Raw genomic sequence first — 23,636 nt, forward strand, 5'->3', positions numbered from 1 at the left:
CCGGGCAGGTCTGGCACCTTCACGTCGGGATGGTCAGACACCGCTGGGCTGGTCACGCGGGCTTCGCCGTTACGCCGGTCAGGCGGCTTCGCCGTCCAGGGGGCGGCGGCGGAAGCGGCGAAGGTTCATGACCAGCAGGATCGCGGCCGCGATGGCCGCGGCGGCGCAGGCGGCGAGGACCGGCACACTGGGATCGCCCTTCGCCACCGCCCGTTCCCCGGCCGCGGGGAAGGTGATCGTCCCGGTCGTCGTACGGCTGACGCGGCCGCTGCGCACGATGAACCGGAACTTCCAGGGCCCGGCGGGCAGGTCGCCACCCAGCAGCACGGCCACCTGACCATGGCCGCCGGGAGGCAGGGTGGTGGCGCCGGCGCTGCGGAAGGGCCCGGCGCTGAGCGCGCTCGGCCCCTCCGACAGCCGCACCTCACCCTCCAGGTCGACGGCGCGCTCCCCCGTGTTGCCGACCTCGGCCACCAGCCGGGGCCGTCCGTCGTCGGTGCGCCCGGCGGTCACCTCGCCGATCCGGAAACTCGTCGGCGGATCGCCGCCCGGGCCCACGTCCAGGTAGGTGCGGACGCCGACCCGGTTGACGAGCGCGATGTTGCCCGACGGGCCGGGCGAGGCCGAGGAGATCTCCGCCCAGATGACCGCGTACCGCTCGCCCTTGGACGCCGTGGGCGGCACCGCGACGGTGGCCGTCACCGGGACGTGACCATGCGGCGGCACGTCCACTTCCGTACGGTCGAGCGTGATCCAGGAGGTCAGCTCGTTGCCGGCACGGCCGGGGGCGAAGGTGAACCCGCCGTTGCCGACCCGTGCCGCGGCGGGATACACCGTCACGTGCCGCGGCTCGGATGAGGTGCTGAAGACCTCAAGACGCCGGGTGAAGGTGGTGCCGGGGTTCACGTGGTCGACGATGAACGCGTGCGAGCGCGGGTCGTCCAGCCGGTTCTCGGGGATCTCCAGCAGCCGGATGCCGAACCGCCCCTGCTCTCCCTCATGGTCGTACGCCGCCGCCGGTGAGACGGCCGCGGCGTACGACACGAGCGCGAGCAGGCCGGAGGCGATGATCCTGCGGGCTGTGCGGTCAGGCAACGGAGTGGTTCACCGTGCCGGTGTAGGTGCCCGCGACGGCCGCGTCGGGGACGTTGACGACAAGGGTGGGGTTCCACGTGGCGGAGTTGTTGCCGGAGCCGGTCGTCTTGCTGAACGCGGTGCGCGTCTCGTCGAGCGACTCGGCATCACCCGCGTCCTCCTGTCCCGGCACGAAGGTTCCGGTGCCGGTCGTGGCCGTCGCCGCGCCGGACCAGTAGAGGACGTCGCTGTTGGGGATGGTCTCCGGGGCGGTGCCGCCACCGGTGGTGAAACCTCCCGCCGCGGCCGACACCGTGGCCACCCATGTCGCGGTGAGCGCGGCTCGCTCGTCGGACACGGTGACCGCGCCGAGCTGGCCGCTGATGGGGTCGCCGGGCACGCCGCTGCCGGTGCTCACGGGTCCGTTCGGCACGGTGATCGTGAGGCCGTCAGGGGCGTTCACGGTGAAGGTCATGGTCGTCGGACAGGTGGTCGACTCCGGACATTCCGCCGCCCCGGCGGGTGACGTCGTGGACGCGACCATGAGCGCCGCGACCAGCGCCAGTCCTGCGACAGCCGCCGCCGGTGCGGCGACGCTCCTCTTGCCCATCTGCCGATCTCCTCCATCCGTGCGGTGTCCCCGTTAAGGCATTACGGGTGACATCCTGGCTGGTCAGAGGCGTGCGGCAGGGTTATTCCGCCGGTGTCTGGAGACCCTTTGTGATCAGATGACGACGGCCGGAGACGCGCGGCCCGTCGTCCACGGTTGCGGCTGGTTATGGCGTGGCGGCGGCAAGAGCCCGTGCCGGGGGCCTGCCGTACGCCGCTGGAGCCGCCGCACGGCGACGCGGGACCCGTACGGGCATGATCGGCAGACGTGACAGGGACTCCCGGGTGGAGCACCCGGGAGTCCCTTCAGCGCACGTTTCCGCCTTCGGTGTCAGGGCGTGTCGTCGCCCTCGACCCGCATGACGCTCGCGACCGCGCGGACGATGTTCAGGTCGCGCAGGTCCTTGATCGTGGCCGACAGGGCGGCGTCGCTGGCCCGGTGGGTCACCAGCACGAGCTGGGCGTCGTCGCCCCGCCCCTCCTGCCGCACCGTCTGGATCGACACGTCGTGCCTCGCGAAGATCTCGGCCACCCGGGCGAGCACACCGGGCTTGTCCGCGACGTCGAGCGACACGTGATAGCGGGTGATGCTGTCGCCCATCGGGTGGACCTTGAGATCGGCGTACGTCGACTCCTCCGGCCCGCGCGTGCCCGCGATGCGGTTGCGCGCCACGGCCACGATGTCGCCCAGCACGGCGCTGGCGGTCGGCGCGCCGCCCGCGCCCGCGCCGTAGAACATGAGCCGCCCGGCCGACTCGGCCTCCACGAAGACGGCGTTGTACGCCTCGCGCACCCCGGCCAGGGGGTGCGACCTCGGGATCATGGCGGGGTGCACCCGGACGCCGACCGTCTTGCCGTCGTCGGAGCGGGCGCAGATGGCCAGCAGCTTTATGACGTACCCCATGCCCTTGGCGGAGGCGACGTCGGCCGCGGTGATCTCCGTGATGCCCTCGCGGTGCACGTCGGCGGCCGTCACCCGGCTGTGGAAGGCGATGCCGGCCAGGATCGCGGCCTTGGCTGCGGCGTCGAAGCCCTCGACGTCGGCGGTGGGGTCGGCCTCGGCGTACCCGAGCGCCTGGGCCTCCTCCAGGGCGTCGTTGAACGAGGCGCCGGTGGAGTCCATCTTGTCGAGGATGTAGTTCGTCGTGCCGTTGACGATGCCCAGCACGCGGCGCACCCGGTCGCCGGCCAGCGACTCGCGCAGCGGGCGCAGCAGCGGGATCGCCCCGGCGACGCTGGCCTCGAAGTAGAGGTCGGCGCCGTTCTCGCGGGCGGCCCGGTGGATCGTCGCGCCGTCCTCGGCCAGCAGCGCCTTGTTGGCGCTCACAATGGACTTGCCGTGCGCCATGGCGGCGAGGATCAGCGACCTGGCCGGCTCGATGCCGCCGATCACCTCGACCACGATGTCCACGTCGTCGCGGGTGACCAGGGCCTCCGCGTCGGTCGTGAGCAGGGCGGGGTCCACGTCGGTGTCCCGCTTGCGCCCCAGCCTGCGCACGGCCACGCCGGCCAGCTCCAGTGGGGCGCCGACACGGGCGGCCAGGTCGTCGGACTGCTCGCGGAGCAGGCGCACGACCTGCGAACCGACGACGCCGCAGCCCAGCAGCGCGACCCTGAGCGCCGGTTTGGCCTTACTCACGATGCCTCCTCGCTTCGCCGCCGGACTGCTCGGGGCGGGCGGTCACAGCTGCCCCCTGAGCAGGTCGTCCTCGGTCTCTCTGCGGATGATGACCCGCGCCTGGCCGTTGGACACCGCGACGACGGCGGGCTTGGGCAGATAGTTGTAGTTGTTGGCCAGCGACCGGCAGTAGGCGCCGGTGCCGGCGACGGCGATCAGGTCTCCGGGGGCCAGGTCGCCCGGCAGGTAGAGGTCGCGCACGACCATGTCGCCGCTCTCGCAGTGCTTGCCGACCAGGCGCGACAGCATCGGCGCCGCCTGGCTCACTCGGGAGGCGAGCACGGCCGTGTATTCGGCTCCGTAGAGGGCGGTGCGGATGTTGTCGCTCATCCCGCCGTCCACGCTCACGTACGTGCGCAGGCCCTCCACGTCCTTGACCGTACCGGCCTCGTACAGGGTCACCCCGGACACCCCGGCGATCGAACGGCCCGGCTCGACCGTGAGCCGGGGCACGGGCAGCCCGGCCGATTCGCACACCTTCGTGACGATCTCCCGCAGGCTGTCCGCGATGACCTTGACGTCCAGGGACTCGTCGCCCACCACGTACGGGATGCCGTATCCGCCGCCGAGGTCCAGCTCCGGGAGCACGACGTCGTGCTCCTCCTTGATCTCGACCAGCAGCCTGGCCAGGCGGCGGGCCGCGACCTCGAACCCGCCGGTGTCGGTGATCTGCGACCCGATGTGCGAGTGCAGACCGACCAGTTCGAGCTGCGGCAGCGCGAGGATGCGCCGCACCGCCTCGGCGGCGGCGCCGCTGCTCAGCGACAGGCCGAACTTCTGGTCGTCGTGGGCGGTCGCGATGAACTCGTGGGTGTGGGCCTCGACGCCCACGGTCACCCGGATCATCACCTTCGGCCGCACGCCGTGCTTGTCCGCGAGGAAGCCGAGGCGGGCGATCTCCTCGTACGAGTCGACCACGATGTGGCCCACGCCGACCTGGACGGCCCTCTCCAGCTCGGCGAGCGACTTGTTGTTGCCGTGCATCGTGATCCGCTCGGGCGGGAAGCCGACGCTGAGCGCCACGGCGAGCTCACCGGCACTGCACACGTCGAGGCCGAGGCCCTCCTGGTCGATCCAGCGGGCGACCTCGCGGCACAGGAACGCCTTGGCGGCGTAGTGGACCTCGCCGTCGTGGAAGGCGGATCGATACTCACGGCAGCGTGAGCGGAAGTCCTCCTCGTCGATGACGTACAGAGGCGTGCCGAACTCCTTCGCCAGGTCGCGTACGTCGATTCCGCCGATGGTGACGGCGCCGTCGGCCCTGCCGGACGTTCGCGGCCAGATGGCCGGTTCGAGCGCGTTGAGGTCAGCGGGCACGTGCTGCGGACGCTCCTCTGGCAGTCCGGCGGTCACGGCGACGATAGATGAAGCGGCGTGCAGGTCGCCGGCTGGGTGGGCGAATCGACTCACCCGAACGAGGCTAGCCGACCCTGCGATTCACTCGCGCCTGCTGTTCACCCTGCGAGACGGCCCGGAAGGAAGATATTCAGGTCCGCAGGTCGTTGACGGCATTGCTTCCGGCTATCGGCGGGTTTGACTCAGATTTTGCCGGGCGGGGTGACACCCAGCTCCACCAGTCCCTCGCCGAGCACGAGGCGCACCGCCTCCCCCATCCGCACCCGGGCCGCGTGGACCTCCGACGGCGGCTCATCGCCCATGGGAATCGGGGACGCGCGCTCGACGGCGGTGTGGTAGGCCTCGGCCAGCCGTTCGAGGTACGCCGCCCATCCCGGGTCGCGGCTCTCCCGCCTGCTCGGCAGCTCGGCCAGCACCCGCAGCACGGCCCGGTCGAACGGGCCGTCGAGCAGCTCGGGCCGCGCCGCCACGCCGGTCCGCACCCCCAGATCGCCCGCCCATCGCCGTACGGCTCCCGCCCGCACGTACGCGTACCGTACGGCGAAACCGGGGTTGTCCCAGGTGCGGGGGAAGTCCGGCCACGGCGCCGCGTGCTGCGGGGACACGGCGGCCCCCGGCTGCGAGTGCACGGCTCCCGGTCGGGGCACGGCGACCGGGGCGGCTCCCGGCCGCCGGGGCGAGGCCAGGACGTCTTCGACGATCCGTCCCGGCGTGGCGACGCCGATGACGAGGAAGCCGTTCGGCCGGACGTCCACCCGACGGACGCCGGGCACCGCGCGCAGCCGGGTCGCGAGCCGCTCCGCCGCCTCGGCAGGGGACTCCGCCGTTCCCCCCGGCACCGCCGTTCCAGACAGCGCAGACGTTTCAGGCAGCGCGGACGTTTCAGGCAGCGCGGACGTTTCAGGCAGCGCCGCCGCTCCTCGCAGCGCCGCTGTTCCGGGCAGCGCCGCCGTTTTACGCAGCGCCGTTTTACGCAGCGCGGCCGTGGAGACGAAGCACGCGTCCCGCTCCCACGATCCCTGCGGCACCGGCGCGGCGCCGAGAACGCCGCGCAGCTCCTCGATCATCACGCTGCCGGGACGGCTGTGGTGGTCATCGCGGCCAGTCTAGGCCGACCTCGCCGGTGAGGTCAGAGCAAGGCGAGGGGCTCGGCCGGGACGAATCCCTCCATGCGCGCCGAGCCGAGCAGCGAGCCCTCGGCCGAGTCGCGGACGCACACGTAGGAGTAGCGGTCGGCCGAGTAGACCCGCACCCCGTCCGTACGGCACTGCCGCATCAGGACCTCACCCCACTCCTCCGAGACGTCGCCGAAGCCGAGCTCGGTGAGCACCTGGCGGCGGGCCAGGACGGTGCCCCCGGCCACCTCGGGGAGGAACCGGTGCTCGGCCTCCGGCTGGCGCAGCAGGGTCGCGCCGGTCGCCGGCAGGTGGGCGTAGAACGACGCCTTCCCCAGCACCTCGGCGTCGGTGGAGGCGAAGTGGCGGACGAGGTCGGCCAGGTAGTGCTCGCCGTACAGGTCCCTGGCATCGAGCACGGCCACGTAGTCGCCGTCGGCGAGCCGCACCGCGCGGTCGAGGGCGGCGCCCCGGGTGATCGGCTCGCCCGTGGTGCGGACCACGACGTCGATGTCCGGGCACGACTGGCGGACGGTCTTGTCCACCAGGCCCGCGTCGAGGCCGTCCGCGACGATCACGATCTGGCCGGGCCGTTCGACCTGACGGGTGATCTGGGCGAGCAGGCGGTCAAGCTCCGCAGGGTCGGAGACGGCGGTGATCGCCGAGATCACGCCGCTGCCGCGCACGCTCGGCACACCGAGGGTGTCGAGGATCGGGTCGAGCAGCGGGGTGACGCTGGTGCGGGCCCGCCAGGCGAGGTGGGCCTCCCTGGCCAGCCGTCCCTCGTCGGCCATGAGGATCTCCGCCGCCGCGAGGATCTCCTCGCCCTTGGCCCCGGCCCGCACCTGGAGCACCGGGGTGCCGCAGGCCGCGACCTCTCCTATCACCCTCGGCTCGGCGTCGGCGCCCGCGATCACCAGGGCCGGCCGCCGGTAGGCCGTCAGCACGTCGTCGTACGACGTCTTGTCGTCGCCCTGCCCGGCCAGCGGCTGCCAGGCCGCGCCGCCGGCCGGCGGGGTGACCGTGCCGAGGGTGACGATCTCCCCGGTCCTGCCGCCCTCGGCGGGGATGGGGTTGTGCACGCGCGGCTGGATGGCGTGCGGGAGCACGCCGACCCGCTCGTGCCGCAGCGCGGAGCGCCACTCGCGGGCGCGGGCCTCGGTGGTGGCCAGCACGTACTCGAAGTGCTCGGCCGCAGGGACGGCCCGCGACACCGCGCCGCCCGAGTGCCAGAAGACCGTCTTGATCCCCCGCTTGTGGCAGGCCGCCACCAGGTCGCGCAGCGCACGCGTCTCGCCCGCCAGCGCCTCCAGCCAGCGCCCGCCGTTGCCCTGCCGGGGGCCGGGCCGTACGGACTCGACGAACAGCACGTGGGGCTGCTGCTGGTCGAGCATGGCCTCCCAGTTGTCGGGGCCGAAGTTGGTCACCAGCCGCCACTCGTAGCGCAGCAGCGCCTCGGTCTGCCGGTCGACGATCGCGGCCACCGTCATGTACGGCCGGGCCGTCGGGCCCTTGGGCACCGTGAACGACTCGGCGAGCGGCGCGGAGACCTGCGGGGCCTTGGGCTCGGGCGCGGCGGGGGCCGCCTTCACCTCGGGGACGGCGGGGATCTCCGGCTTGAAGTCCGAGCGCTTGGGCGCGGGGCGCTTCCTGACCGGCGCCTTGAGCGTCCTGGCCACCGTGCCGGGGTTCTTGCTGTGGATCGCGTCGCCGAGCTTGATCCACCGGTTCTCCTGGAGCGAGGCGAGCTTCCAGTTGGCGACCTCGGTCTGGTACTTCTGCTCGGCGAGCTGCTTGGCGAGCTGCGCGTTCTGCCGCTCGACGGTCTTCAGCCGCGCCTCGGCCTCACGCATCTTCGTCAGCGCCTCGGCCTCCGAGCGCGCCGCCTCCTCCAGCCGACGCTGGTAGTCCGTGATCAGCCGGGCCAGCTCCGCCGCGCCGGAGGCCCGCTCCACCGCCTCCGCCAGCGCCTGCCGCAGCGCCGCCGGGTCGCTCCGCTCGGGCTGTACGGCTGCCGGCTCGCTTAGCTCGCTCATAGGGGGTGACTCCGCGGTAGACCTTCAGGACCAGAGTCACAATATTCGCAGAACGCCCTGATCGCTCTCAGCTGGAGCCGAGACCTCGTGCACCTCGTCCGCCACATCCCTCGGCGACCAACGGCTCACGTACCCCGCGACCGATTCACCACGTGCCCTGCGACCGATTCACCACGACACGCATGGAGACGATCGAGCTGTGGCCGTTCTCCCAGGGGGAGATCGACGCCACCCCGGACAGGTTCGTGGACGCGATCTTCGCCGAGGGCGAGAACCTCCATCACACGTCCTCGTTGTCGCGTGCCGACTATGCCGAGCGACTCGTGCGCGGCGGCTTTCCCGAGGCGGTGACCCGGACGAACCCGCGCAGACGCGAGCGCTTCTTCGACTCGTACGTCTCCGATCTGATCGCGCGGGACGTGAGCCGGCTGTCCGAGATCGAGCGGATGGCCGAGATGCGAGCCCTGGTGCGGTCGGTGGCCGCCCGGTCGGGACAGTTGCTGGTCGCCAGCGCGCTCGGAGCGGACATCGGACTGTCCGGGAGCACCGTCAACCGCTACCTCGGCCTGCTCGAAGAGGTCTTCCTGATCAAGCGCATCCCCGCCTGGTCACGCACCTCAGCAACCGCGCGGTCGGCACCCCCAAAGTGGCCCTCGTCGACTCGGGCGTGGCCGCCAACCTGCTGGGCGCCGACGCGAGGAGCCTGGTGCGGCCCGACGGCCAGTTCGGACCGCTGCTGGAGGGCTTCGTCTCATGGAGCTCGCCCGGCAGCTCACCTGGTCGGACGAGCGGGTGGAGCTCTTCCACTACCGGACCAAGGACAAGGTCGAGGTCGACGCGGTGCTGGAAAACCGGCAGGGCCGCGTCGTCGGCGTCGAGGTCAAGGCCTCCTCCACGGTCCGCGCCGACGACTTCCGCGGCCTGCGCCACCTCGCCGACCGCCTGGGCGACGACTTCGTGGCGGGGATCGTCCTTTACACCGGCACCCAGACCCCCTCCCCTTCGGCCCCCGTCTGCGCGCCATGCCCGTCAGCGCCCTGTGGCAGGTTTGAGGCTGGATAGAACGCCACAACAACGTTTTGCCCGATATTTGAGAACAGTCGCCCGGATAGACCACGCCGAGCCGCCTACGAACCGTCCATGATGGCCCCATGACCATCACTCAGGGCCACGTGTGCTCCAACACAGCGACGAGTATCGTCGCCGACGGTCCCGACTGCTTCCGGACACGAGTGGCGACCTCCTTCACCCTGTAGTCATCGAAACCTACTTGTGCCAGGTAAGCATCGAGAGGCGACAGGGTCAGATAAGCCTCTAATTCATCCGACTCGAGATGAATCGCATCAGGAGTCCGGTCATTCTCCACTTTCCAACCCCGAGAGACCAAGAGATCGGCGCGACGCTCTAGAGCATCTGACATGTTCATCCCATCGACAGCCAGGAAAAGATACCTCCTCGAGATCATGTAGTCGGATTGCGTACGCTGCGCCGTCGCCTCCCCCATCTGCCGCCCGATCCCCTGAACTTGGCGCACCGCCCTCTCGTCCACAATGAGTGGCCTGCCAGCCCAAGAGGATGCGACAAGATTCACCAATAGCGCCGCGAGGATCAGCAGCGCAAGGGGAATCATAAACAGGAGCAGAGCCTTTCTCAGCCGCCTGCCGGCCACTGCCATGCCTCCATCTTCTTACGCCACGGCTGCGCCGCATGGCTCGTCACACTCCAGACACACTCGCGTGAGCGGGGAGAACGCCCTCTCTACGCAACATCGTCGTCACACTCGAAGCACGATGGAGCAGCCCCGCAAAACAAAATTTCGCAGGCAAAGATTGGCAAACGTGCAGAAACGTATAACACCGCCGAGCCAAAGATCAAGGGATGCGTCTATATTTTGTTCAGATACGCGCTCGCATGCGGAATTACACACTCCGTCACCACGGAGCGCGATGATGACCGCCCCCGCAAGAAATAAAAAGAACTTCCGTCGGGGTCATCAGGTAAAAACACCTCCCGCAACAGCTTTTGTGACGGCCCGCTATCTGACCGCGACCTCGCCTGCCGCAGGGGCTGGCTCCGGTCCCCCTGCCGGCCCCGAGGTCCGTAGACTCGGCTGGGGTTCAAGGGAGGGCAAACCGTGCGCAAGGGTGAGTGGCCGCGATTCCAGGCCAGGCCGTACGTCTGCGGGGCCATCGGGCCCTTCGAGCAGGCGACGCTCGACCTGCTGGCACGGTCGGGGCCGGCCGTGCAGGCCGTGCACTCCGCGCCGGAGGCCGCGCTGCTCACGTCGGCCCCCCTGGCGCCGTACGCCACGGGAGCCCGGACGACCGCGTACGCGTGGGGCGGCCGGCAGCCCGAGACCGGGGGCGAGCCCCGGGCGAACGCCTGGCTGCGGGTCGCGGAGACCTACGAGACCCCGGGCCTGGTGGACGAGCCCGACGCGGTGAGCCTGCACACGGGCGGTCTCGGCCTGATCGACGTCTACTACCTCCAGGACGGCGACGCCGTCTACTTCTCCTCGCTGATCGAGCCGCTGCTCGCGCTGGCCCGGCGGCCGTACGAGGTGAACTGGGAGGCATGGGCGGCGATCCTCATGCTCACCTATCCGCTCCTCGAGGACACGCCCTACCGCCAGATCCGGCGCCTGCCCGGCGCGACCGCGCTGACCTGGTCGCGTCGCGAGCGCAGGCTGAGGGTGGACCGGCGGGCCCCGCGCTGGGTGCGGGAGGAGCCGGTCGACCGGGGCGTGACCGGCGGCGACCTGGTCGCGCTGCTGCACGACGCGCTCAAGCCGTACGAGCGGGTGCTGGTGCCGGTGAGCGGCGGGTATGACTCGCGGCTCCTGGCCAGCGTGGCGGTGGCCAGGAAGATGGACATCGAGTCGTGGACCACCAGCCCCGACGACGGGCTGGACAACGACATCGACTTCGCCCGCTACATCACCCGTGAGCTGGGCGTCCCCCACCGGATCATGCCGCAGGACCCGGCCGCCTATCCGCAGGAGGCGCTGTGGGCGGCCCGGCGCCTGGAGTTCCTCACCAGCCACCACGCGTGGTACTCCCCCTTCGCCCGCGAGGTGCACGGCGCGGGCCGGGCGCTGGTGGACGGCCTGGCGGGCGGCCCGCTGATGAAGAACTTCCTCATCACGGCGGACGCCGTCGGCGCGGGGACGGGCGCGTCCCGCCGCGATGCGCTGTTGAAGGCGCTGTCGACCGGCGACGCCCACATCCCGGTGCTCGGCGAGGCCGCCGCCGCGTGGATGGACGACCGGGTCCGTACGGCGTTCACCCGGGCGACCTCCATGCTGCACGGGCACCGGGCCGAGCTGCCGCTGAGCGTGCTGCACACCCGGACCGTGCGCGGCATCGCCCGGTCGCCGATCAACCTCGTCGGCCCCGAGGCGACCCCGGTCTTCCCGTTCCTGCACCCGGAGTTCTTCGACGCGGCGCTGTCGGTGCCGGTCGTCCGCAAGGAGGGCGGGAAGTTCTACCGGGAGGTCCTGCGGGCCGCCAACCCTCGGGTGGCGGCGCTGCCCTCGACCAACACCCCGCTGCTGCCGAACCGCCGGGTGCCGCTGCGCTCGAACGGGCCGGTCGCCCGCGAGTGGAACCACCGGATGCTGGTCAGGGCCGCGCAGATCCCCGGGCTGATGTCGCCCCAGATGCTGGACGCGATCGCCGGCGGGCCGGACGCGCTGACCGCCTTCGGGTCGTGGAACTCGCGGTTCTGGCTGCGGGCGCTGGTGGCGTTCGGGGCGTGGCTGGCCGACTACGAGGACGTGCTCGGCGACCTCACTCCGCCCTGGTCCGCGGCGTAGGCCGGCAGTCCGCACAGTTGTGGAGCGCGGCTGTGCGGTAGCTCTGCGTGATCACCTGGAAACAGGTAAAAACTGCATGTCAAACCGGCGTCAGCCTTTTCGGTCAGACCACTTCTGGTGGTAGTTTTGGTCAAATAGAGCCAAACATCATGGCGAGAGCTTCAAAAGCTCGGGTGTGACCTGACAACACGCTCCTCCTTCCTCAAGCGAGAACCAGATGAACGCTGCTGCGCCCTGCCCTGACTCGGCTTCCGGGTCATTCGGCGCCACCACCGGCGATCTCCCGGAGATCACCGACTTCACCTCACAGGACCCCCGCTGGTACAAGCGCGCGGTCTTCTACGAGGTACTGGTCCGCGGCTTCAAGGACTCCAACGGCGACGGCACCGGCGACCTGCGCGGGCTGATCGAGAAGCTCGACTACCTCAAGTGGCTCGGGGTCGACTGCCTCTGGCTGCTGCCGCTGTACCAGTCCCCGCTCAAGGACGGCGGCTATGACATCTCGGACTACCTCAAGATCCTTCCGGAGTTCGGCGACCTCGGCGACTTCGTGAAGCTGATCGAGGCCGCGCACGAGCGCGGCCTGCGGGTCATCACCGACCTCGTGATGAACCACACCAGCGACCAGCACCCCTGGTTCCAGGCGTCCCGCAGCGACCCGGACGGCCCGTACGGAGACTTCTACGTCTGGTCGGACGACCCGAACAAATACTCGGGCGTCCCCATCGTCTTCGTCGGCTCCGAGGAGTCGAACTGGACGTACGACCCGGTGCGCAAGCAGTACTACTGGCACCGGTTCTTCCACCACCAGCCCGACCTGAACTACGACAACCCGGACGTCCAGAACGCGATGATGGAGGTCATCCGCTTCTGGCTCGACCTCGGTGTGGACGGGTTCCGGCTGGACGCGGTGCCCTACCTGTTCGAGCGCGAGGGCACCTCCTGCGCCGGGCTGCCGGAGACGCACGCCTACCTCAAGAAGGTCCGCGCCGAGGTCGACCGGCTCTACCCCGACCGGGTGCTGCTCGCCGAGGCCAACGGCTGGCCGGAGGACGTCGTCGAATACTTCGGCGACCCCACCACGGGCGGCGACGAGTGCCACATGGCCTTCCACTTCCCGCTGATGCCGCGCATCTTCATGGCCGTACGCCGGCAGAGCCGCGAGCCGATCTCCGAGATCATGTCGCGTACCCCCAAGCTGCCGGAAAGCGCCCAGTGGGGCATCTTCCTCCGCAACCACGACGAGCTGACGCTCGAGACCGTGACGGAGGAAGAGCGCGACTACATGCACAAGGAGTACGCCAAGGACCCGCGCATGCGCGCCTACCTCGGCATCCGGCGGCGCCTGGCGCCCCTGCTGGAGAACGACAGGGACCAGATCGAGCTGTTCACCGCGCTGCTGCTCAGCATGCCGGGCTCGCCGGTCATGTACTACGGCGACGAGATCGGCATGGGCGACAACATCTGGCTGGAGGACCGTGACTCGGTCCGTACGCCGATGCAGTGGACCCCGGACCGCAACGCCGGGTTCTCCGAGGCCGACCCCGGCCGGCTCTACCTGCCGGTGGTCATGGACCCCGTGTACGGCTACCAGTCGGTCAACGTCGAGGCGCAGACCAAGAGCGAGTCGTCGCTGCTCCACTTCACCCGGCGGATGCTGCAGATCAGGCGGGAGCACCCGATCTTCGGCACCGGCAGCTACACCGAGCTGTGGTCGCCGAACCCGAGCGTGCTGACCTTCCTGCGGGAGGAGGGCGACGACGTGGTCCTGTGCGTCAACAACCTGTCGCGCTTCGCCCAGCCGGTCGAGCTCGACCTGCGGCGCTTCGCCGGGGTGACGCCCGTCGAGTGCCGGGGCGGCGTCCCCTTCCCGACGGTCGGCGAGCTGCCGTACCTGCTCACGCTGCCGGGCTACGGCTTCTACTGGCTGTCCCTGCGCAGGTCCTGATCCGGCCGGCGTGGCAAAGAGCCCCGTCCCGGGCCCTTCCACGGGCCTTGGACGGGGCGTCGTCGTGTTCACGGCAGACTTGACGCCGCCTTGGCCCACCCCTTTCGCCCGATGTGCCTACCGTGACGTGAACGGGCGGATTTCTCGCATCGGCGAGAGGGGGAGCCTCATGCTCCGGCACACCTACCTGTCCTTGGCCGCCGCGGTGGTCGCGGGCGCGGCCGTCTCCGGGGCCGCCACGGCACAGGCGCCGATGGTGCCGCGCGACGTCGACGCCACCGCGACTCTCACGAACGCGCAGGGGCAGAACGTCGGGACGGTCCAGGTGGAGAACGACGAGAACGGCGGGACCGAGGTGAAGATCAGGGTCACGGCCCTGCCGCCCGGGTTCCACGGCATGCACATCCACGACAAGGCCGTCTGCGACCCGAACGCGAAGGACCCGGCGACCGGCAGCCCCTTCTCCAGCGCGGGCTCGCATCTCGGCTCGGGCTCCCATCCCGGGCACGCGGGTGACCTGCCCGATCTCCTGGTCCGCGGCGACGGCGTCGGGCAGGCCTCGTACGTCACCGACCGGTTCACGGTGGAGGACCTGCTGAGCGGCGACGGCAGCTCGATCATCATCCATGCCAAACCGGACAACCACGCGAACATCCCCGGCCGCTACAGCCGTTCAGGGCCCGACGCCGAGACACTCAAGGCCGGCGACTCGGGCGGCCGGATCGCCTGCGGCGTGTTCAGGAGAGACTGACCGGCGCGTCCTCAAGAGGACCGAGCGACGTTCCGAGGCGGGATCGAGTGGCCTTTCGGGAGCGGCTGAACGGCGTTTCAGCAGCGGTGCGCGGCGTCATCAGGAATGGCCGGGCAGCCGGGGGGGGCGGGGAAGACCGGCGGACGTCCGGGGCGAGTTCGCCGGTCCTTCAGCGGGCGGTGACGGGCACCTGCGCCCGCGCCGCCCGCCTGGCGGGGATCAGCGCCACCAGCAACGCCGCGCCGATCGCGATGAGCAGGGCGGCCGCGAGCATGCCGGGCGTGGGGGCGCGGCCGATGCCGGCGCCGACGCCGCTGCCGCGGCCCTCCAGGTCGATCAGCCACCGTGACCAGAACGCCCCAGCCGCGGCCCCCAGCACGACCCCCACCGCCGCGGGCAGGCCGGTGGCGGTCACCAGCGTGGCCATCACCTGGCGTGGGGTCAGCCCCATCGCCTTGAGCACGGCCAGGTCGAGGACGTGGTCGCGCAGCCCGAGCGCGCTCGCCGTCAACAGGCTGGCCAGCCCGATCAGGGCCAGCACGGCGACCAGCGCGATGATGATCACCCGGATGACCGCGAGCCGGTCGGCCGGGTTCACGGCCTGGGCCACCTCAAGCCCCTGCCCCTGCAGGCGTGCCCTCACCTGGGCCGCGTCGGCGCCGGGTCGCAGCACGAGTGCGTAGAACTGGGGCGGCTCCGCGTCCTTGGCCGCCAGGCTGTCCAACCCCAGCGACAGCACCTCGCCGTCCTGCTCCGGCTCGACAACGCGGCCCACGATCCGGACGATGAGCGGCGTGCCGCCGATCGTCACGCGGACCCGGTCGCCGATCTGCACGCCGAGGAGGTCGAGCAGGCCCTGCCCGGCGACCGCCTCGCCCCGGTCGGCGAACATCCGGCCCTCGACGACGGGGAAGGGGTAGGGGTCGGAGGACAGGCCGAGCGCCCTGGTCCGCACGGTCCTGGTCTGCCAGGGGACGAGCGCGTCGAGCTCGGCGCCCGGATAGGCCGCGACCACGTCCGGGTCGGCCATCGCGCGCTGGCGCGCCTCCTCGGCGGTCAGCTCGGCCGGCCGTACGGTCAGGGCCGCCGCCTGGCCCACGCTCTCCGGGTGGCGGATGAAGTCGTCCAGGGTCGTCCAGCAACCGAGCCCGATCGTGATCATCATCATCGGGATGGCGATGCCGCACAGCGTGAGCGCGGCGGGCGTCCTGCGGGTGAAGGCGTCCCTCGCGCCGAGGACGAGCGCGGGCGGCAGCCGTACGAGCAGGGCGACCCGGGCCAGCCGCGACAGGTGCCCGCGCGGCGGCGCCGCCGGGGCGGCCGGGATCGGCGGGGTGCGCCCGCCGCGCCAGGCCGGGATCAGCACCGCGGCCAGCACCGTCAGCGACGTCCCCACGAGGATCGCGGACAGCGGTCCGGCCGACAACGGGACGACGACCGACTCCCCCATGGCGTACGTCGTGATCAGCCGGGCGACGAGCGCACCGGCGGCGATGCCGAGCAAGCCGAGCGTGCCGTGCTCGATGACGAGCATCCGCACCACCTGGCCGCGAGTGAACCCGAGCGACTTGAGCGTGGCGATGTCGCGCAACTGCATCAGCACCCGGCCTCCGGCGGCGTTGGCGAGCGCCAGCGCGGCGGCGACCAGGCCCGCGACGCCGAACAGCGCGAGCAGCAGGCCGAGCAGCCGGTTGTCGAGCTCCATGGAGGCCCGCACCTCGCGCCAGGTCGTCACCCGCTGCACCTGGTTGCGCATCGTGAAGACGGCCCGCTGGACGACGAGATCGGTGGTGGCGGGGTCGGCGAGGCGGAGCCCGGTCACGGTCTCGGTGCGGCCGGGGGCGGGCTCGACCACGTTCAGCGTCTGCGCGAGCGTCCAGGCCAGGCCCGGGGTCCACTCCGGATAGAACCCCTGGTCGCCGCTTTCCGCCAGCCCGGCGACGGTCAGATTGTGGGTCGCACCGTTCAGTCCGGTGACGGTGAACGGGCTGCCCGGCCGCAGGCCGAGAGCGCGGGCGAACGACCGCTCGACGACCACGGCGTTCGGGGTGCGTACGTCGAGCCAGCGGCCCTCGCGCAGGAGCGGGCGGGCCACGGCGGGGAAGGCCGCCGGCGTCTCCTGCAAGGTGATCGGCACCCGGCGGCCATGCGCGACCAGCGTGGCGGGCGCGCTGCGGTAGGGCCCGGCGATGTCGGTCACGCCCTTCAACTGGCGCAGCGCTGACACGTCGGGCACGTCCTTGCTGTGGATCCAGATGTGCGCGCTGTTGCTGCGCTGGAACAGGCCGCGCCAGGGATTGGTGCCGTCCTCGAGCAGCGTGGCGGCGATGATCAGCGCGGTGACGATCCCCGCCACCGCGAGGACCGTGAGCGCCGCCTGGCCCCGGCGCGCCCGCAGGTCCGCGCGGATCCAGCGCAGCTCCGCGGTCCTCGTCGTGATCACGCGGCCCCCTCGCGCCGAGCCGGGCACTGCCGGCTCTTCGGGCTCTGCGGAGGGGTCACCGGGAAGGCATGGCGGCGGGACGGATTCAACTGCGCAGCTCCACGACGTCGCCGGCCGCTCCCAGAGGGCGCCGGCGCGACTTCGGGATCGCGCCGTCGTCGACGATCTGGCCGTCCAGCAGGCTGACGACGCGGTCGGCCATGCTCGCCACCCGCGCGTCATGGGTGACCAGCACGATCGTCTGGCCCTGCCCGTGCACCTGGCCGAGCAGGCGCAGCACGTCGCGGGTGTTGCGGCTGTCGAGGTTGCCGGTCGGCTCGTCGGCCAGCAGCAGCCGGGGCTGGTTCGCGAGCGCGCGGGCCAGCGCGACCCGCTGCTGCTCGCCACCGCTGAGCTGCGCCGGCGACGCCCCGGCGCGGTCGGCCAGGCCGAGCTCGCCCAGGAGATACTCGCGCCGTTCCCTGGCCTGCCGGGGCGAGACGCCGCCCAGCAGCGCGGGCAGCTCGACGTTGTCGGCCACGGTCATGTTCGCGACCAGGTTGAAGAACTGGAAGACGAAGCCGATCTTCTGCCGGCGCAGCACCGCCCACCCGCTCTCGGAGAGCGTGTCGGCCCGGCTGCCGTCCAGCCAGATCTCGCCGCTCGTTCTCGTGTCCAGGCCGCCGATCATATGGATCAAGGTGGACTTGCCCGACCCGGACGGGCCCATGACCGCGACGAACTCTCCCGCCTCGACGGTCAGATCGACCCCGCGTACGGCGTGCACCGGCAGCCCGCCGGTCTGGTAGATCTTCACCAGGTTGACGGCCCGTACGACGGGCGCCTCGGCACTCATTCCGCCTCCTCGCCGTGCGGCTTGGGGCCACATAAGTCCAGGGCGCTGCGCCTGTCGGTTCGCTCGCTCATGCCGCCCCCTCGCCTGACGGCTCGGGGTCGCATTCGCGAAACGCCCTGTGCCTATCGATTCGCTCGCTCCGCTCGCTCATGGCAGTTCCTCCTGGCAGCGTTCGAGCCAGTCGAGGTCGGCCTGCAGGTGGAGCATGGCTCCCTCGATGAGCAGCAGCGCGACGCGGTTGGCCGGATCGGTGCGCTCGGCCAGCTCGCGGAGATCTCGCATGAGCGAAAGGTAGTGCCGTCGCTGCCGGTTCACCAACGCCATGCGGTCGGAGAGCCCGGTCATGGGAGCCAGCACGAGCTTCATGAAGAACTCGTCACGCACCCGGGGGCCCTCGGTGGGCTCCTCGACCCAGTTCTCCAGTGCTTCCCTGCCGCTGGCGGTGATGTAGTAGACCTTCTTGTTCGGCCGGTTGGCCTGCTCGACGTCGACCGACCGGACATGCCCGTCCTTCTCCAGCCGGCCCAGGGTCACGTAGATCTGGCCGATGTTGGGCGACGGGTAGGCGCCTCCGAAGATCGTTTCGAGCGCCTGTTTCAGCTCGTATCCGTGGGCAGGTTCCTTCGCAAGGAGCGCCAGCAGCGACTGCCGCACGCGCCCACCCCCCCAGCCGTATCGAGCAGTTATCGGAGCGTTACGAGCTCATCCGTTGACGCTCACATTATCGCTATGCATAACATGCATGCACTTACCTAACACGTATGTAACCGGCTTTTCATACGGAGGCCACATGGTTCGCCGAGCTCTCGCCGCCCTGGCCGTCTTCCTGGCGGCCGGCTGCGCAGGGCTCGCCGACACCGGCGCCCAGTCGACGGTGGGCAGCGACGGCACCGGGCCGATCACACTGGCGATCGGCAGGGACACCACCGCCTACCTCCGCCCGCTGCTGGACCGGTGGAACCAGACGCACCCGGACGAGCCGGTGTCGCTGCTCGAACTGCCCGAGGCGGCCGACGAGCAGCGCGCACAGATGGTGGCCAACCTGCAGGCGCACAACGACGTCTACGACGTGCTCGCGCTCGACGTGATGTGGACGGCGGAGTTCGCCGACGCCGGCTGGATCGTACCGCTCGACCGCAGCCTGTTCCCCCTGGACAAGCTGCTCAAGGGCGTCGCCGACACCGCCATCTACCGGGACAGGCTGTGGGCCGCGCCCTACACCAGCAACGCCGGCCTGCTCTACTACCGGTCCGACATCCTGAAAAAGGAGCACCTGAAGCCGCCCAAGACCTGGGCGGAGCTGCGCGACCAGGCCTCCCGCCTGAGCGCGAAGTATCACATCGGTGGATATGCCGGGCAGTTCCTGCCGTACGAGGGGCTGACCGTCAACTTCGCCGAGGCCGTCCAGTCGGCGGGCGGGTCGATCCTCAGCCCGGACGCCCGCAAGGTCACGATGGACCTCGGCAGCGCACGAGCCGCGCTCGACTTCCTCGTCGGCGGAATCAAGGAGGGGTGGATCCCCCGCGAGGCGCTGACGTACAAGGAAGAGGAGTCGCGGCTCGCCTTCCAGGAGGGGCGGCTGCTGTTCGCCCGCAACTGGCCCCACGCGTACGGACCGGCCGCCCACTCGAAGCTGGCCGGGAAGTTCTCGGTGGCCCGGCTGCCCGGCCTGAACGGGCCGGGGTCGAGCTCACTGGGCGGCTACAACCTCGCCATCAGCGCCTTCTCGAAGCGGCAGAAGTCGGCGCTCGACTTCATCCGCTACTTCACCGGCCTCGACAACGAGCGGCTCGTGCTCACCGAGGGCTCGTTCCCGCCGGTGTGGGCGGAGCTGTACGACGACCCGGAGCTCATCAGGCGGTTCCCCTATCTGCCCGCGCTCAAGGAGGCGATCGTCTCGGCCCGGCCGAGGCCGGTCACCGCCGACTACAACCAGATCAGCCTGCTGATCTCCAGCGCCGTCTCCGGCGCGCTCACCCTCGCAAAACCCGTAGACGAGACCGTCGCCGACCTGAAACAGGGACTCGGCGAGGTCATCCAGTTCGGAGGATAGATATGCGGAAACTTCCCCCCATCATGGTCGCGTGCCTCGCTCTCGCCGCCGCGGCCGCGTGCGGCAGCGACTCCGGCAGCGAGCCCGCCGCCTCGGGCAGCGCCCCGGCCGCCGACAGCGCCGCGGCCAAGCCCCTGGAGGGTGTGAAGGTCGAGGTCGCCGCCAAGTGGACCGGCGACGAGCAGGCCAACTTCGAGAAGGTGCTCAAGGCGTTCGAGGAGAAGACCGGCGCCACGGTCACCTACGCGTCCACCGGTGAGGACACCGGCGCCTACCTCGGCCCCCGCATCCAGGGCGGCAACCCTCCGGACGTCGCGATCCTGCCGCAGCCGGGCCTGGTGCAGCAGTACGCCGACGAGAACGCGCTCAAGCCGCTGGCCCCCGAGGTGCAGGCGCAGATCGACCAGAACTACACCCCCTACTGGAAGGAGCTCGGCTCCGCCAAGGGCCAGGTGTACGGCGTGCTCGTCAAGGCCGCGCACAAGTCGCTCGTCTGGTATCGCCAGTCGGCCTTCGACGACGCCGGCGCGCAGCCCGCGTCCACCTGGGACGACCTGATCAAGAACGCCCAGACGCTGTCCGACTCCGGCGTCCCGCCGTTCGCGCTGTGCGCCGCCTCCGGCTGGACGCTGACCGACCTGTTCGAGAACGTCTACCTGTCCACCGCGGGCCCGGAGAACTACGACAAGCTCGCCAAGCACGAGATCCCGTGGACCGACGCCACGGTCGCGACCGCCCTTGAGAAGATGGCGCAGATCTTCGGCAAGAAGGAGTTCATGCTCGGCGGCTCGTCCGGTGCGCTGCAGACCGACTTCCCGACCTGCGTCACCCAGGTGTACGCCCAGAAGAAGGCCGCGATGGTCATCGAGGCCGACTTCGTCGCCGCCTCCCTCGGCCAGTCGGGCGCCAAGGTCGGCGAGGAAGCCAACATCATGCCGTTCCCGAAGGCCGGCGACACCGCTCCGGTCGTCCTCGGCGGTGACGTCGCGGTCGTGATGAAGGACAACAAGGGCGCGCAGGCGCTGGTGGAGTATCTCGCGTCCAAGGAGGGCGGCGAGGTCTGGGCCAAGCAGCCCGGCTACCTGTCCCCCAACCGCAACGTCTCCCCCGACAACTACCCCGACGAGCTGACCAAGCAGCTCGCCCAGACGATCATCTCGGCTGGCGAGTCGGTGCGGTATGACATGTCCGACCTCGCCCCCAGCGCCTTCGGCGGCACCGACGGCAAGGGCGAGTGGAAGGACCTGCAGGACTTCCTCCGCAACCCCTCCGACGTGAAGGGCGCACAGGAGAAGCTCGAGGCGGACGCCGCCAAGGCCTTCAAGTAAAGGAAGTACGGCCGTGACCGATCGGTTGGACGGCCAGCAGGCCACCGGCGACGGAGAAGCCGTCGCCGGGGCCTCCTCCGGCCCGCGCGAACCCCTCGCAGATCCTTCCTCCGACTCCCCCCAGGCGGGAGCGGCCCACTCCGATGCCGGGGCCGACACCCCGGCCGCCTCGGAATCCCTGACCGTTTCCGAGTCCCCTGCCGATTCCGGCTCCAGTGCCGGTTCCGGTGCCGAGCCCGTTTCCGCTGCCGGTTCCGGTGAGCCGGCGGCGGGTCCGGCCGCGGCGGGGTCCGCGACGGCGGCCCCGCCCGGCGCGGTCGCCACGGCGGGCACGGCGGCGGGCACGGCGCAGGCGTCCCCGCGCCTCGGCCCGCCGCCGAGACTCGCGGTGATGTTCCTGCTGCCGGCGGCGCTGCTGCTCGCCGCGTGGATGATCTATCCGGTCGTCTACTCCATCTGGCGCAGCCTCTTCGACGCCACCGGCGACCGCTTCGTCGGACTGGGCAACTACGTCTCGATCTTCACCGACTCCTCGACGCTCACCACGATCAGGAACAACATCATCTGGGTCGTGGTGGCCCCGATCATCGTCACCGCGCTCGGCCTGGTCTTCGCGGTGCTCACCGAGCGCATCAAGTGGTCGACGGCGTTCAAGCTCGTGCTGTTCATGCCGATGGCCGTCTCGCTGCTCGCCGCCGGGGTCATCTTCCGCCTCGTGTACGAGCAGGACCCCGACAAGGGCGTCGCCAACGCCATCATCACGACCGTCCACGACGCCTTCTCCACCAGCGCGAGCTACCCCGGAGCCCGGCCGCGGGAGAACGACCAGGCGCCCGCGGTCGTGCAGGACGGCGCCGTGGTGACAAGGCAGGAGGCGCAGGCGGGCACCCCGGTGCTGATCCCGCTCGTCGGCCTGACCCAGGACGCCGTGAAGGACGCCGCACCGGCCAAGGCCGCCCCCGGCGGCGACGGCCTGAGCGGCACCGTCTGGCTCGACGTCGTCCGCGGCGGCGGAGGCACGCTGAACCAGATCGACCCGCAGGAGAAGGGCCTCGGCGGCATCACGGTCGAGGCGGTCTCCGGCGGCGCGGTCAAGGCGACGACCGAGACGGCCGCCGACGGCACGTTCCGCTTCTCCGGTCTCCAGGCCGGTTCCTATGTCGTACGGCTGCCGCAGTCGAACTTCACGGCGCCCTTCAACGGGCTCACCTGGCTGGGGCCGTCGCTGATCACTCCCGCGATCATCGGCGCGTACATCTGGGTGTGGGCCGGATTCGCGATGGTGCTGATCGCGGCCGGGTTGTCGGCGATCCCCCGTGACGCCCTGGAGGCGGCCAGGATCGACGGCGCGACCGAGTGGCAGGTGTTCCGCCGGATCACCGTGCCGCTGCTGTCGCCGGTGCTGCTCGTCGTCTTCGTCACCATGATCATCAATGTGCTGAAGGTCTTCGACCTGGTGTTCATCATCGCCCCCGGCTCGGTGCAGCCGCAGGCCAACGTGATCGCGCTGGAGATGTGGCGCGTGTCGTTCGGCGGCGGCGGCAACCAGGGCCTGGGAAGCGCGCTGTCGATCTTCCTGCTCGTGCTGGTGGTGCCGTTCATGATCTTCAACATCCGCCGGTTCAGGAGGGACGAGGGATGACGACCCTGGCCGAACCCCGGCACGCGCAGCCGATCCAGCGCAACGTGGTCGCACGGGTGGTCGACCGCCTCGGCGGCGGCCTGGTCCAGGTCTTCATGATCCTGGTCGCGCTCTTCTGGCTGCTCCCCACCCTGGGGCTCCTCGTGGTCTCGCTGCGCGGCGAGACCGACAACAACTCCTCCGGCTGGTGGACGCTGTTCACCAAGCCCGCGCAGCTCACGTTCGACAACTACTCGAGCCTGCTCGCGTCGGGCTTCGGCTCGTCGTTCTGGAACACCGTGCTCATCACGGTGCCGGCGACGCTGCTGGTGATCGGCATCGCGGCCATGGCGGCGTACGCGTTCGCCTGGATCGAGTTCCCCGGCAGGGACCTGGTGTTCCTCGTGGTCATCGCCCTGCTGGTCGTCCCGGTGCAGATCGCGCTGATCCCCATCGCCAAGCTGTACGGAGCCCTCGGGATCTTCGGCTCGATCCTCGGGGTCGTGCTGTTCCATGTGGCGTTCGGTCTGCCGTTCGCCATCTTCCTGCTGCGCAACTTCTTCGTGGGCATTCCGCGCGAGCTGCTCGAAGCGGCGAGGATGGACGGCGCGCCGGAGTGGCGGATCTTCGCCACCGTGGTGTTCCCGCTGGCCAAGCCCGCGATCGCGTCGCTCGGCATCTTCCAGTTCCTGTGGGTGTGGAACGACCTGCTCGTCGCGCTGGTGTTCGCCGACACCGAGAACCAGCCGATGACGAAGGCACTGCAATCCCAGATGCGGCAGTTCGGCACGAACGTGGACATCCTCGCGCCGGGCGCGTTCCTGTCGCTCATCATCCCGCTGGTGCTGTTCTTCGCCTTCCAGCGGTATTTCGTGCAGGGCATGCTCGCGGGCTCGGTCAAGTGACCGGCCGGAGGCCCCGGATCGTCCCGGGGCCTCCGGCATCACCGCGGTCACCACGGGAAATGTCCCGTGT

Annotated in this window: 19 protein-coding genes; 8 read left to right on the forward strand and 11 right to left on the reverse strand. The window is 70.5% G+C overall.

Features of this window, described 5'->3' with window-relative positions; translation table 11 throughout:
• Nucleotides 1–78: 78 nt before the first annotated feature.
• The 7 genes from HCK04_RS11545 to HCK04_RS40995 form a co-directional block, all read right to left on the reverse strand.
• Nucleotides 79–1,095 (reverse strand): peptidase, encoded by a 1,017-nt coding sequence (locus HCK04_RS11545; RefSeq protein ID WP_142647165.1) that lies wholly within the window; start codon nt 1,093–1,095, stop codon nt 79–81.
• Complete coding sequence (locus tag HCK04_RS11550) at nt 1,088–1,684, reverse strand: hypothetical protein (RefSeq protein ID WP_142647166.1); 597 nt, start codon at nt 1,682–1,684, stop codon at nt 1,088–1,090. The genes HCK04_RS11545 and HCK04_RS11550 overlap by 8 nt, the downstream gene beginning before the upstream one ends.
• 330 nt (nt 1,685–2,014) lie before the next feature.
• Nucleotides 2,015–3,322, reverse strand: coding sequence for a homoserine dehydrogenase (locus HCK04_RS11555; protein ID WP_142647167.1), 1,308 nt, complete (start codon nt 3,320–3,322; stop codon nt 2,015–2,017).
• Nucleotides 3,323–3,364: 42 nt separating this feature from the next.
• On the reverse strand, nt 3,365–4,723 hold the full coding sequence (lysA, locus tag HCK04_RS11560; protein WP_260617217.1) for a diaminopimelate decarboxylase: 1,359 nt from the start codon (nt 4,721–4,723) through the stop codon (nt 3,365–3,367).
• A gap of 176 nt (nt 4,724–4,899) precedes the next feature.
• Entirely contained in the window at nt 4,900–5,784 is an 885-nt protein-coding gene (locus HCK04_RS11565; protein ID WP_142647294.1) for a DALR anticodon-binding domain-containing protein, read from the reverse strand.
• A 62-nt stretch (nt 5,785–5,846) separates the two neighbouring features.
• Nucleotides 5,847–7,868 (reverse strand): glycosyltransferase family A protein, encoded by a 2,022-nt coding sequence (locus tag HCK04_RS11570; protein WP_142647168.1) that lies wholly within the window; start codon nt 7,866–7,868, stop codon nt 5,847–5,849.
• 307 nt (nt 7,869–8,175) lie between these two features.
• A complete protein-coding gene (locus tag HCK04_RS40995) occupies nt 8,176–8,397 on the reverse strand; it encodes a hypothetical protein (RefSeq protein WP_205830108.1) in 222 nt (73 codons plus the stop codon).
• Nucleotides 8,398–8,621: 224 nt separating this feature from the next.
• Here HCK04_RS40995 and HCK04_RS41000 point away from each other — a divergent pair, with 224 nt between their 5' ends.
• On the forward strand, nt 8,622–8,930 hold the full coding sequence (locus HCK04_RS41000; RefSeq protein ID WP_205830109.1) for a DUF4143 domain-containing protein: 309 nt from the start codon (nt 8,622–8,624) through the stop codon (nt 8,928–8,930).
• 100 nt (nt 8,931–9,030) lie between these two features.
• On the opposite strand, the gene HCK04_RS11580 is transcribed toward HCK04_RS41000, so the two are convergent.
• The gene (locus tag HCK04_RS11580; RefSeq protein WP_142647169.1) at nt 9,031–9,543 is read right to left on the reverse strand and encodes a hypothetical protein; all 513 of its coding nucleotides are present in this window, start codon (nt 9,541–9,543) and stop codon (nt 9,031–9,033) included.
• A 459-nt stretch (nt 9,544–10,002) separates the two neighbouring features.
• Between HCK04_RS11580 and HCK04_RS11585 the strand changes: the two genes are divergently transcribed.
• The 3 genes from HCK04_RS11585 to HCK04_RS11595 all read left to right on the forward strand — a co-directional run bounded on the left by HCK04_RS11585 (nt 10,003) and on the right by HCK04_RS11595 (nt 14,381).
• On the forward strand, nt 10,003–11,682 hold the full coding sequence (locus HCK04_RS11585; protein WP_142647170.1) for an asparagine synthetase B family protein: 1,680 nt from the start codon (nt 10,003–10,005) through the stop codon (nt 11,680–11,682).
• Nucleotides 11,683–11,899: 217 nt separating this feature from the next.
• Nucleotides 11,900–13,630 (forward strand): maltose alpha-D-glucosyltransferase, encoded by a 1,731-nt coding sequence (gene treS, locus HCK04_RS11590; protein WP_142647171.1) that lies wholly within the window; start codon nt 11,900–11,902, stop codon nt 13,628–13,630.
• Nucleotides 13,631–13,799: 169 nt separating this feature from the next.
• On the forward strand, nt 13,800–14,381 hold the full coding sequence (locus HCK04_RS11595) for a superoxide dismutase family protein (protein WP_142647172.1): 582 nt from the start codon (nt 13,800–13,802) through the stop codon (nt 14,379–14,381).
• A gap of 169 nt (nt 14,382–14,550) precedes the next feature.
• On the opposite strand, the gene HCK04_RS11600 is transcribed toward HCK04_RS11595, so the two are convergent.
• From HCK04_RS11600 to HCK04_RS11610, 3 genes are all read right to left on the reverse strand, one after another.
• A complete protein-coding gene (locus HCK04_RS11600) occupies nt 14,551–16,824 on the reverse strand; it encodes an FtsX-like permease family protein (protein WP_142647173.1) in 2,274 nt (757 codons plus the stop codon).
• A gap of 85 nt (nt 16,825–16,909) precedes the next feature.
• Nucleotides 16,910–17,659: an ABC transporter ATP-binding protein gene (locus HCK04_RS11605; RefSeq protein ID WP_142647174.1), complete on the reverse strand. Its 750-nt coding sequence runs from the start codon at nt 17,657–17,659 to the stop codon at nt 16,910–16,912.
• 147 nt (nt 17,660–17,806) lie between these two features.
• The gene (locus HCK04_RS11610) at nt 17,807–18,313 is read right to left on the reverse strand and encodes a PadR family transcriptional regulator (RefSeq protein ID WP_142647175.1); all 507 of its coding nucleotides are present in this window, start codon (nt 18,311–18,313) and stop codon (nt 17,807–17,809) included.
• A gap of 136 nt (nt 18,314–18,449) precedes the next feature.
• Here HCK04_RS11610 and HCK04_RS11615 point away from each other — a divergent pair, with 136 nt between their 5' ends.
• Genes HCK04_RS11615 through HCK04_RS11630 form a run of 4 tightly spaced genes read left to right on the forward strand, consistent with a single transcriptional unit; the run spans nt 18,450 to nt 23,566 of the window.
• Nucleotides 18,450–19,712: an ABC transporter substrate-binding protein gene (locus HCK04_RS11615; protein WP_142647176.1), complete on the forward strand. Its 1,263-nt coding sequence runs from the start codon at nt 18,450–18,452 to the stop codon at nt 19,710–19,712.
• A gap of 2 nt (nt 19,713–19,714) precedes the next feature.
• Nucleotides 19,715–21,040: an ABC transporter substrate-binding protein gene (locus HCK04_RS11620; RefSeq protein ID WP_142647177.1), complete on the forward strand. Its 1,326-nt coding sequence runs from the start codon at nt 19,715–19,717 to the stop codon at nt 21,038–21,040.
• Between the two features lie 13 nt (nt 21,041–21,053).
• Nucleotides 21,054–22,682, forward strand: coding sequence for an ABC transporter permease subunit (locus HCK04_RS11625; protein ID WP_312845731.1), 1,629 nt, complete (start codon nt 21,054–21,056; stop codon nt 22,680–22,682).
• Nucleotides 22,679–23,566, forward strand: coding sequence for a carbohydrate ABC transporter permease (locus HCK04_RS11630; protein ID WP_142647179.1), 888 nt, complete (start codon nt 22,679–22,681; stop codon nt 23,564–23,566). Before HCK04_RS11625 ends, HCK04_RS11630 begins: the two co-directional genes overlap by 4 nt.
• Nucleotides 23,567–23,636: the final 70 nt, after the last annotated feature.

Source organism: Microbispora sp. CL1-1 (assembly GCF_012034195.1).
GTDB lineage: Bacteria > Actinomycetota > Actinomycetes > Streptosporangiales > Streptosporangiaceae > Microbispora.

What these genes read in the sequence shown, in the direction of transcription:
- HCK04_RS11550 (WP_142647166.1), bottom strand. Translation starts at nt 1,684, where the DNA reads ATGGGCAAGAGGAGCGTCGCCGCACCGGCGGCGGCTGTCGCAGGACTG.
- HCK04_RS11565 (WP_142647294.1), bottom strand. Translation starts at nt 5,784, where the DNA reads ATGATCGAGGAGCTGCGCGGCGTTCTCGGCGCCGCGCCGGTGCCGCAG.
- HCK04_RS11570 (WP_142647168.1), bottom strand. Translation starts at nt 7,868, where the DNA reads ATGAGCGAGCTAAGCGAGCCGGCAGCCGTACAGCCCGAGCGGAGCGAC.
- HCK04_RS40995 (WP_205830108.1), bottom strand. Translation starts at nt 8,397, where the DNA reads ATGTCCGCTCCGAGCGCGCTGGCGACCAGCAACTGTCCCGACCGGGCG.
- HCK04_RS41000 (WP_205830109.1), top strand. Translation starts at nt 8,622, where the DNA reads ATGGAGCTCGCCCGGCAGCTCACCTGGTCGGACGAGCGGGTGGAGCTC.
- HCK04_RS11580 (WP_142647169.1), bottom strand. Translation starts at nt 9,543, where the DNA reads ATGGCAGTGGCCGGCAGGCGGCTGAGAAAGGCTCTGCTCCTGTTTATG.
- treS (WP_142647171.1), top strand. Translation starts at nt 11,900, where the DNA reads ATGAACGCTGCTGCGCCCTGCCCTGACTCGGCTTCCGGGTCATTCGGC.
- HCK04_RS11595 (WP_142647172.1), top strand. Translation starts at nt 13,800, where the DNA reads ATGCTCCGGCACACCTACCTGTCCTTGGCCGCCGCGGTGGTCGCGGGC.
- HCK04_RS11605 (WP_142647174.1), bottom strand. Translation starts at nt 17,659, where the DNA reads ATGAGTGCCGAGGCGCCCGTCGTACGGGCCGTCAACCTGGTGAAGATC.
- HCK04_RS11615 (WP_142647176.1), top strand. Translation starts at nt 18,450, where the DNA reads ATGGTTCGCCGAGCTCTCGCCGCCCTGGCCGTCTTCCTGGCGGCCGGC.
- HCK04_RS11620 (WP_142647177.1), top strand. Translation starts at nt 19,715, where the DNA reads ATGCGGAAACTTCCCCCCATCATGGTCGCGTGCCTCGCTCTCGCCGCC.
- HCK04_RS11630 (WP_142647179.1), top strand. Translation starts at nt 22,679, where the DNA reads ATGACGACCCTGGCCGAACCCCGGCACGCGCAGCCGATCCAGCGCAAC.